Here is a 9288-nt window from a genome sequence, read left to right as displayed (position 1 = left end):
TTTGGCCGCAGGGCTTGCGGTGTCAGTCTGTAGAGCGACCATAAGACCAGAACAGAGTAAATCTGTTAAGGCAGGTGCGAAAAATCCTTCGGGAAAGAAGCAGAAACCTAAATCGTGAGGTTTGGGAATCACCGTCCGTTCACGGCGGTGAGGATGTCAACTGGGTACTCTGTAGTTGAGAGCTAAAAAAAGCCAGTGGTTTTCAGGAAAAACGGGGAGGGTTGAAAAGTGAAATCAAGAGGGAAGGGGATACAGTCAAAACTGTCATCGTCCGAGTCGGGTTTCTCGATGTTAGAAGTGATCATTGCCATTTTAACTATTACCGCTTTCTTAACAGGAACCTTACAGTTAATGGCAGTGAATGCCTTATATAAAGTTCGGGCAGAAAGACAAGCTAAAGCTAACTTTTGGATTCAAGAAGACTTTGAGGATGTCAAAGCTTTAGCTTCGAGTTTAGATGTGAACTCCAGTCCGGCCAACCCTAATGTCAGTGATGATGTATGTACAAATATCGCTCAGGGTTATGCCACAGCTTTAAGAAGACAACTAACGAATACTCCTCTCCCCACCACTACTATACCGACGGAACAATTAGTAGCAACACGAGAAATTGTCGGTAAAAAATATTCTCTCCATCGAACTTTTAATATTACTAACCAATCGGCTAATCCCCATCGTCTCCGTATTGATTATCAAGTCCAGTTAGCAAAGGGTCAAACTGCTAACGATTACCGCAACCAAGAAAATGTTATTGCCAGAAGTTCTGTCGAGGTGATTCCCGATGCGTCGTTTGAATGTCCATAAAAATCAGGGTTTTACCCTGTTAGAAATTTTGGTAGCTTTGGCAATTACGGGAATTCTTGCCGCCTTAACCGGACCTAATTTATTAGCTTGGTTAAATAGCAATAAAGTCCAAGAAGCCACCGATTCTATACAATCAGCCCTACGGGATGCCCAAAAACAAGCTATCCGTCGAGGGAGGAATTGCACGATTAATTTTACTAACGGGACTGGCACTGGTCCCACGGTTTACCAGCAAATAAAGGCCAATGAACCGGGTTGTTTAGTGGCGGCTAATGCTAATGGGGGTTCCTTAAGTCTGCCGCAGGAAATATTTATGGTGGTGAGGAATTTTCCCACCCTAGGCGGCAGTCCGGGGGTACAGTTTTCCTTTCGGGGTCATGTGCCGGGGTTAACCTTTGTTCCGCGGGCAACCCAAGCGATAATCGTATTATATCGTGCTGCCAATGCCACCGCCGATCCCTATCCCAACCAAGAAAGAAAGTGTATAGTTATCGCTTCTCTGTTAGGAATAGTTAAACAAGGCACTTATAACGACACTTCTCTAACTAACCTCGCTTCTCTAACTAACCTCGATGCCAGTAAATGTCAAATCCGTCTGGATGGAACTGAACCCTAATCAGCTTCTCAAGGCAACACACCCACTCCTGTGCAGTTAATCACCCGCTGCAGGATCGCAGAATCCAACCCAGTAAGACTCCGATACCACCAAAGCGGACAATTTGCCAAAAAACCTCCCCCAGCAGTCCGCGACGGATTCCTTCCCAGAATAGGCGCTTTAATTCCCCTTCTTTAAGTAAATTGCTTTCTAAAATTACCTCTAATTCTTGAATCTGTTCGCGAATTTGTACCAATTCCTTTTCTAGTTCAGGTAGGGGATTTTCCCGCCATTGGGGTTCTATTTGGCTCAATTGTGCCTCTAGGTCTTTTTTTTGCTGTTCTGCTTCGTTGATCTGTCGATAACGGTCTTTTAGTGTTGCGATCGCCGCTTCGACTTCTTCAATCGCTTGGGTAAATTCTGCCGATTCATCGTTAGGGTAGGGGTTTTCTTCTAAGGACATGGACTCGATGGGATTTCCTGCGTCTAAACTATAGTTATAGACGATTTTACGGTTTTACGAAACCTTTTGATTATGATTCCATCCCCTGTCTCTTCCTCATCTCAGACTGTTGATGATCTATCTACCCTGGAATTGGCGCGGATTTTGGCGGCACGTTTGGCGATCGCACCGATTGACTGGCATCGTCTGAAGGCCAACCGTAATGCTCGGGCCGCCGAACAATTAGGGACGGCTTTGGTGTTTTTATTAGATAATCAGCCAGAAGAAGCACTTCCTCGGCTACAACAGGCTACAGGCTGGCTCGATCGCTCGATTTCTGCTCCTCCCTGTCCTTCTCACGGTCATGGTCCTTAGGTGAACCAGCGTTCCTGTTTAATTTGTTTACAAAGTTTCAGTTGGGTTCCTTTTTGATTCCAGTGAACTTGGTCGAAGATTTGATATAATATACACAGTCCTCGGCCATTTTCCGCTTCTTCGGGGGGAAAATTGGGACAATCGCAACTACAGCCATGATGGGGACAACGGGGGGTAAATCCACAACCTTCGTCGGTAATTACCCAAGAATACTCGTCTTTACTGCTGGAAAAGTGAACGACCACGGTTTTGCTGGGATCGAGATGATTGCCGTGTTTAGCGGCATTAACTAAAGCTTCTTGCAATCCTAATCTAATTTCTGGTTCTAATTCTTCGGGAATACTAGCGGTCAATAAATCTAAAATCGGACAAAGATACAAGGTGGAAGCGAAACTCATGGTGTTCCAGCTTCGTTTGCTTGTTGGCAGTGAAATAGCAATCACGCGCTTTACCTCTAGCTTTTATTCAATGACTGTTCTCTTACAGAAAGATTAAGGTCTCTTAACCGTCGATCTAGATGATTGCCATACCTAATGAGTCATATTTTATCCCTTTTCTGTCTCTGAGATTGATTAGATATTTTTATGATTGATCTACAAAACAATCGAGAATCAAGGCAGCTTTGAGCGGGTAATTAATCAAAAAAGTAGTTGATTGGAACGGGCTTTAATATGCTATTATCTTTACCCATTGACTTTTCGACCATAAACGGCTAAAGTGTCGGGTTTTTCCTCCTATTTCATCCTACCATATTCGCTGTTTTTTGTCTAAGAAAAGCGGCGCATTCGACGTGGGGAGTTTGGGGAAAGAAATCAGCTGTTTGCACTTCTAGCAGTTGATAATCGCCTGTTTTACAGAGATATTGCAAGTCTCTGGCTAAAGTTGCACTTTGACAACTGATATAAACAATGCGTTGACTTTGCAGCCGTAACAGACTATCGAGGACAGATCGATCGCAACCTTTGCGGGGCGGATCGAGTAGAATAATGTCGGGTTTAACTGTCAGTTGCGGTAAAGTTTTTTCTACTGCCCCCAAAATAAAAGTTGTGTTGGTAATATTATTTAATTGGGCGTTAATCTTGGCTCGATCGAGGGAAAAGCTATAGGATTCTAGTCCAATCACCTCTTTAACCCGTTTAGCGAGGGGTAAAGTAAAAGTACCGATGCCACAGTAGGCATCAATGAGAATTTCTTCACCTTTAAGGTCTAATTTCTGACAAATAACCGCAAATAAGGCTTCAGCAGCCTCTGTATTAACCTGAAAAAAAGTATCGGCAGCCAATTGATAGGTTAATCCGGCGAACTTTTCGGTAATATAGTCCCTTCCGGCGATAGTTGTGGTCTGAGCGCCAAAAATAGCATTACCTCGCTCGGGGTGATAATTCACGGTTACACCGACTAAATTGGCGTATTTTGCCAGCCATTGCTGCGCCTGTGCCTCAATTCCCTGTAAATTATTATCGGTACTAATCAGGGTTAATAAAACTTCTCCAGTGTGGCGGCCAATTCTTAGGGATAAATGGCGTAATTGTCCTTGGTGGGTCTTTTCATCGTAAATTGACCAGCCTTGACCCTGAATATCCTGTTTTATCTCTGCTAGAAACGGATTTAAAGCCTGATCTTGAATCGGACATTGATTGAGATTAATCAGATGATGGCTGCCGCGACGATAATAACCTGCTTGCACATTGCCGGTGGGGGAAAATCCGAGGGGATAGGTAGCTTTATTGCGATAAGCGAGGGGAGAATTACCGGTGAGGGGAGGATAAACCAAAGGATCGCTAAAACCGCCAATTCTGGTTAATACCTCTTGTACTTGCTCTTTTTTGACTAGGCGCTGAAATTGGTCCTCGATGTGTTGCCATTGACAGCCACCACATTTATCGGCGACGATGCAGCGGGGACGGATACGATGGGGAGAAGCTTGGAGAATAGTTTGTAGTTTGCCGATCGCATGACTTTTTTTGATATAGGTGATGCGAGTTTGAATGCGATCGCCAATGACCGTATCCGGCACAAAAATCACCTGTCCTCGGTATTTTCCCACACCTTCGCCCGTATGGTTGAGGTCGGTAATCTCGATCTCGATTAAATCACCTTGTTGCATAGTTAGGGAAACCAGTTTTCATCCAGGGTTAAGACTGTCGAGCTTTCTGATTCTAACAAAAGGTTTTGACAAAATTACCTTGACTGTGAGTTGTCCTCAGAATCAAGGGATTATTGTTTGAGTATAAATACTCATTGACAAACACATTTGATCTTTGTCACACTACCAGTCGAGATTAGTATATCGATATACCTATTTTTTGTATATTCTTATACTCAAAAACTTGGAACCAACAGTTTTTAGATAAATTACTTTCTCTTGCTAGTGTCATCAATCAAATGTCAACCATAATCAACAATAAAGAAATTCGAGTATTTGGCATTAAAAGAAGTGGTAATCATGCGATTATCAATTGGATTTTTTCCCAGATACCTGGTCAGGTAGTTTTTGCCAATCACTGCTATTTAGCAGGAAAGGAAATTCGTATTTACAAAGGTACAGGAAGAATTGACTGCAAGGGGATTAACTACTGGGATTTTAAGAAAAAATACTTCTTTTTTGAGAGAAATCCTTTCTTTAATAAAGAAATTGTCACTTATTCAAAAAATGATCAACGCTTTAATGGTCAAAAGCTCAAACAACATCCCAAAGAGGCGATAATTGTCAGCTTTGAGGAAAAAGATATTGAAAATTTCAGCGATTTGATGGATCGCTATCATGAGCAGTGGGTAGGCAAAAGTCAAGAGGTTTTTTCTATAGTTATTCTGCGGGATCCTTTCAATGTATTAGCCAGCATTTATCAAAAATGGGGCAAAGAAAACTTAAAAAATATTGCTGTTCTCTGGGAAAAATACGCTCAGGTTTATCTAAGTTACCAAAAAAGTGCTGATCGCTATCGTTTGGGAATCAACTATAATCAATGGTTAACAGATGTCAATTATCGGCAAGCAATTACAGAAAGACTGCAAATTCCTTTTGATGACTCGAAAAAAGAGTTAGTTGCCAATTTTGCTGGTGGTAGTTCCTTTGATGGCTTATCCTATCAACAAGAAGGGCAGAAAATGGATGTTCTTAATCGTTGGCAAACCTTTCGAGAAGATCCCGAATATTATAGTCTTTTTAATAATCCTCAACTGCTGAAATTATCCGAGGAGATTTTTGGTATCATTCCGGGTACTGAGGATTTTATTGCTTCTTTCCAGAAGAACCATTGGAGAAATCTCCCAAATAAATTCCTTTAAAATCCTAGATCAGCTTTGGCAATTTTGGCCGCCGCTAATACTTCCTCATCGGGTAATTCTCGCCAGTCGGTCGCACCTATTTCAGCATAGAATTTTTGATCGTAGGCGCGAGTACGAATTACTACCGGCATAGGGACCGCATGACCTAAAACTAAAGCCTGTTGTTTTGAGTCTAATTTCGCTAAAACTGATCGCAAACTTCCCCCTCCAGAAACCCCTGTAAATATGGCTTCGATGTCCTTTTCATCGTTTAATAAACAGGTGATTCTTGTCCCTACCTGAGACATGACTTCGTTATCAATTCCTGAAGGTCTTTGATCAACAATTAAGAGAGTAACAAAGTATTTTCGCATCTCCCTAGCGATGGTTCCAAAAATAGTTTGATGCACCACGGCAGAATCTAAAAATCGATGAGCTTCTTCAATAGTAATCACTAACTGTTGCGGCCGATCAACGGGGTTTTTGGTTTGTAAAAAATATTCAGCTTTTTTAACATAATTAGCATGAATCCGACGGGTGATCATATTGGTGGCTAACATATAGGAAAGCATATTACTTTGGGAGCCAAATTCAATGACAACGTGCTTACCTGCATCTAAAGCTTGTAAAACCTGATCGATATAATTGTGGGGACAAACACTTCTTAAATATTTCAAACTATCTAGACGCATTAATTTTCTCTGGAGGGACATGATTGATCCCGCATGGCCTTGTTTTTCCGTACAGAAGATTTTAATATCCTCGTTACTCATATTTAATAACTGAGTAATCCAAGATTCTCCATACTCGTTATAGAGAATATTGGCATTATCTAAACTAGCTTCCGAGATACCTAATTCCCGACCGATTAAACGAATATCCTCGATTTCAATTTGATTATAACTTAAGAATAATTCCTGCGCTCCTCGTACTCCCCGGCGTTTGGTAGAATCGGGATCGAGGGTATAAATTTCCACCTGTCCGGGGAATAATTGACATAATCCTTTCACCGTAGAAACATCCTTCCCTTCTTTCATCGCTTCCCAACCGTATTCCGAGTGCATATCAAACATGAGGTTAACCCCTGCTTGTTTGCGAATAATGCCCGAAATTAGTAATCTGGTTAAAAAGGATTTTCCCGTCCCGGATTTGCCAAAAACACCGTTACTACGTTCCACAAAGCGATCGAGATTAATACATATTGGCACGTCCATGTCAAGGGGTTGACCAATAGCAAAATTCTTTCTGGTGGGATCATCTTCCCAACCGAAAACCATGCGAAAATCCTGCTCACAAGCTTCATAAACTTGGCTAAAATGCGCGGGAATAGTTTTAACTGGCAGTAATTCTAAATCGGCGCTAGTTTGGGGTTGAAAAGAGCCTAAAGAAGTGTCAGAAACTGCGGGAGAATTACCTCCAGTCGGAGTCAGAGAGACCCCGGCTTGAAAAGCCGGGGCTTCCTCTGACTTCGTAAACATGAGCATAGGCGATAGTTCAATAGTACCATAAGTACCGCTACCCGCTAAAACATCGCGCATAAAACTATCATCGGGATGGGGAGGATTCGCGATAATCCGGGGACTGGAGTTACCCAGGGAGACATCGGTGAGGAGACAGAAAAAACGCGATCGAGTGCCTTGCACCACTAAAAATTTACCGACGCGCATATCTTCTACCGAAATATCCGGATAAAGACGGATTTCTAAACCTTCACTCAGGGAACCTTGAATAACCGATCCGAGGGGCTGTTCACTCATGCTAACCTTGATTTGTGGCGATCTATCCCCCTATTCTGTCACTTTTCCGTTAATAAGTGCAAACTCGATCGGGTTTGGAGATGGGGAAATGGGGATGTGGGGAAATGGGGAGAATAAATACAAGCTGAATGCTGAATATTGATGACCGATGGTAGCTAGAGGAAAAAAGTAATTCGGTTGATTTTTTTTCGGTCTATCCCACCTAAAAATGAGGGGTTCGCAGGCAAGCACGGATTCCCATTATGAATATAAGTATAGGTCAAGTGATGGGGTTTTGTCAAGGGGTTTAAGAAAAAAATCCGGTCTATGAACGGGAAGCAAGGAAATAGCCAAGGGAGAAGAGAATGCCACTAAAAAAGTGAAGATTAACCGCTATAAACTTGCAGTTACTAACTAGCTGAGGTTGGTCATGATTTTGGTTAACGTGGTTGACTAATTGCCAAGCGAAAGGGAGACTAAGGAAGATTAAAAGAGTGAGAGGGGGATAAACCTGGAGCAGGACAAAAACTACCGTTAAAACGTAAACGAGAACCGTCACTACGGTTAAAACTCTAGAACCTTTTAAAGTACCCAAACGGGCAATAGGTGATTTTTTACCCGCTTTGAGATCATCGGCGACTTGATGGAAATGGGAACAAAAAAGGATGATAGAAGTGGTAATCCCGATAATAATTGAAGCCGCTAGACTAGAGAGAGAAAAAGCACCGACTTGGGAATAGTAGGCAGCGGCAATCGCCAAGGGGCCAAAAGTAAAGAAACAGATAATTTCACCTAATCCTTGATAACCGAGACGGAAGGGAGGCCCTTGATAGGTATAGCCCAAAAAACAGCAGAGGGCGATTAATTCTAGGAGCATCCAATCGCCTCGCCAATAACTAATAGCAAAAATGCCAGCGATGCCTAATAAGAGAAAAAGATTACTTAGCCAGAAAATTAAAGATTTATTGCCGGTTAAATTAACGATCGAATGGGCTTTATTAACATCGATCCCGGTATCGGCATCAAAAACATCATTACTGAGATTTAACCAAGCGAGAATTAAAATAGCTGAGAGGATAAAAGTGGCAAAAACCGGGGGAGAAAATAGACCTGTTTCCTGATAAGCGATCGCTGTTCCCAAAATAATCGGTATAATCGCCACACTATACATTGGTGGTTTAAGGGCTGCTAACCAGAGTTTTTTGGGTGAGGGAGTGGTGATAGTATCGGTGGTCATAGTTAAATAGGGTTTGCTGAAAAAGTTTTTCCTAGGCCTAGGGTGTAGGGTGTGGGGTTTTACCGATTTTTAGGGGGTCAATTAGCCAATTTTCAGGGAAAAAGTCCCTAAATTTCCCCTGACTACTGACGACCGACTCCTAACCCTAACAACAATTTTTGATTTTTACCAGAGGTCTGATCATACCTCTGTTTTAAGGATATTTTACTCAAAAATAGAGATAAATAGACTAAAACCGGGTAAGACATCCTCTCCGCTTAAATTAGCGGGTAGTTCCATAATTTCTACGGGTTGCTGAGGACGATAAATTTCCACTTGTTGTTGTTGAGGATTAACTAGCCAACCTAATCGCAAACCACTGTGGAGATATTCCCGCATTTTAGCTTGAATTTCTGGGAGGGAATCGCTACGGGAGCGCAGTTCAATGACGAAATCGGGACAAATAGGCGGAAATTTCTCCTGTTCTTCTCGACTCAGAGCTTGCCAACGAGTTAAACTCACCCAAGCGGCATCGGGAGCGCGATATCCGCCTTTCGGCAAACGAAAAATCGTCGCCGAACTAAAGACTTTACCCAATCCGGTTTGACGATTCCACAACCAAAGTAAACCAATAAAATCGGCCTCTCGGTTGCCGCTAATTCCCCCAACAGGTGGCATGACAATTAATTCTCCTTGGGCGTTTCTTTCTAGTTGCCAATCTGGGTTAACTTGACAGAGACAGTAAAACTGCTCATCGCTGAGATTGACTGTATCTAAGTTTAAAATCACTGCTGCCATGGCTATATTTCGCCCTAGAAAACACTCTAGTCTTAATTATAGTCAATTAGATTCC

The 9288-nt window shown here is 42.3% G+C and carries 10 protein-coding genes; 4 read left to right on the top strand and 6 right to left on the bottom strand.

The genetic code is table 11. The features are described 5' to 3' along the window. Positions 1–288 precede the first annotated feature (288 nt). Both IM500_RS06045 and IM500_RS06040 read left to right on the top strand, forming a co-directional pair. Complete coding sequence (locus IM500_RS06045; RefSeq protein WP_190723115.1) at positions 289–804, top strand: type 4 pilin; 516 nt, start codon at positions 289–291, stop codon at positions 802–804. Beyond that, positions 782–1420 (top strand): prepilin-type N-terminal cleavage/methylation domain-containing protein, encoded by a 639-nt coding sequence (locus IM500_RS06040; protein WP_190723116.1) that lies wholly within the window; start codon positions 782–784, stop codon positions 1418–1420. Before IM500_RS06045 ends, IM500_RS06040 begins: the two co-directional genes overlap by 23 nt. 40 nt (positions 1421–1460) lie before the next feature. Here the strand turns inward: IM500_RS06040 and IM500_RS06035 are convergent, their stop codons facing one another. Continuing rightward, the gene (locus IM500_RS06035; RefSeq protein ID WP_190723117.1) at positions 1461–1862 is read right to left on the bottom strand and encodes a sll0565 family protein; all 402 of its coding nucleotides are present in this window, start codon (positions 1860–1862) and stop codon (positions 1461–1463) included. Positions 1863–1934: 72 nt separating this feature from the next. Between IM500_RS06035 and IM500_RS06030 the strand changes: the two genes are divergently transcribed. Next, entirely contained in the window at positions 1935–2216 is a 282-nt protein-coding gene (locus IM500_RS06030) for a DUF6439 family protein (RefSeq protein ID WP_287737969.1), read from the top strand. Here IM500_RS06030 and IM500_RS06025 read toward each other — a convergent pair. Then, the gene (locus IM500_RS06025) at positions 2213–2614 is read right to left on the bottom strand and encodes an ATP-binding protein (RefSeq protein ID WP_190723119.1); all 402 of its coding nucleotides are present in this window, start codon (positions 2612–2614) and stop codon (positions 2213–2215) included. The genes IM500_RS06030 and IM500_RS06025 overlap by 4 nt on opposite strands. 341 nt (positions 2615–2955) lie before the next feature. After that, positions 2956–4323 carry a 23S rRNA (uracil(1939)-C(5))-methyltransferase RlmD gene (rlmD, locus tag IM500_RS06020; protein ID WP_287737968.1) on the bottom strand — a complete coding sequence of 456 codons (1368 nt, stop codon included), beginning with the start codon at positions 4321–4323 and terminating at the stop codon, positions 2956–2958. 278 nt (positions 4324–4601) lie between these two features. Here rlmD and IM500_RS06015 point away from each other — a divergent pair, with 278 nt between their 5' ends. Further along, entirely contained in the window at positions 4602–5504 is a 903-nt protein-coding gene (locus IM500_RS06015) for a hypothetical protein (protein ID WP_002763688.1), read from the top strand. Here the strand turns inward: IM500_RS06015 and IM500_RS06010 are convergent. The 3 genes from IM500_RS06010 to IM500_RS06000 all read right to left on the bottom strand — a co-directional run bounded on the left by IM500_RS06010 (position 5501) and on the right by IM500_RS06000 (position 9233). After that, positions 5501–7240: a helicase HerA domain-containing protein gene (locus tag IM500_RS06010; protein ID WP_002798228.1), complete on the bottom strand. Its 1740-nt coding sequence runs from the start codon at positions 7238–7240 to the stop codon at positions 5501–5503. The two genes, IM500_RS06015 and IM500_RS06010, sit on opposite strands and share 4 nt — an antisense overlap. 304 nt (positions 7241–7544) lie before the next feature. Next, on the bottom strand, positions 7545–8456 hold the full coding sequence (gene menA, locus IM500_RS06005; RefSeq protein WP_190723122.1) for a 2-carboxy-1,4-naphthoquinone phytyltransferase: 912 nt from the start codon (positions 8454–8456) through the stop codon (positions 7545–7547). A 204-nt stretch (positions 8457–8660) separates the two neighbouring features. Beyond that, complete coding sequence (locus tag IM500_RS06000; RefSeq protein WP_190723123.1) at positions 8661–9233, bottom strand: Uma2 family endonuclease; 573 nt, start codon at positions 9231–9233, stop codon at positions 8661–8663. Positions 9234–9288 lie beyond the last annotated feature (55 nt).

Origin of the sequence: Microcystis sp. M179S2 (assembly GCF_020245805.1) — a bacterium.
In the GTDB taxonomy this organism is placed as follows: Bacteria; Cyanobacteriota; Cyanobacteriia; order Cyanobacteriales; family Microcystaceae; genus Microcystis; species Microcystis aeruginosa.
Note: the sequence above shows the minus strand (reverse complement) of the source record. Positions and strands in the feature narration are given on the sequence as shown.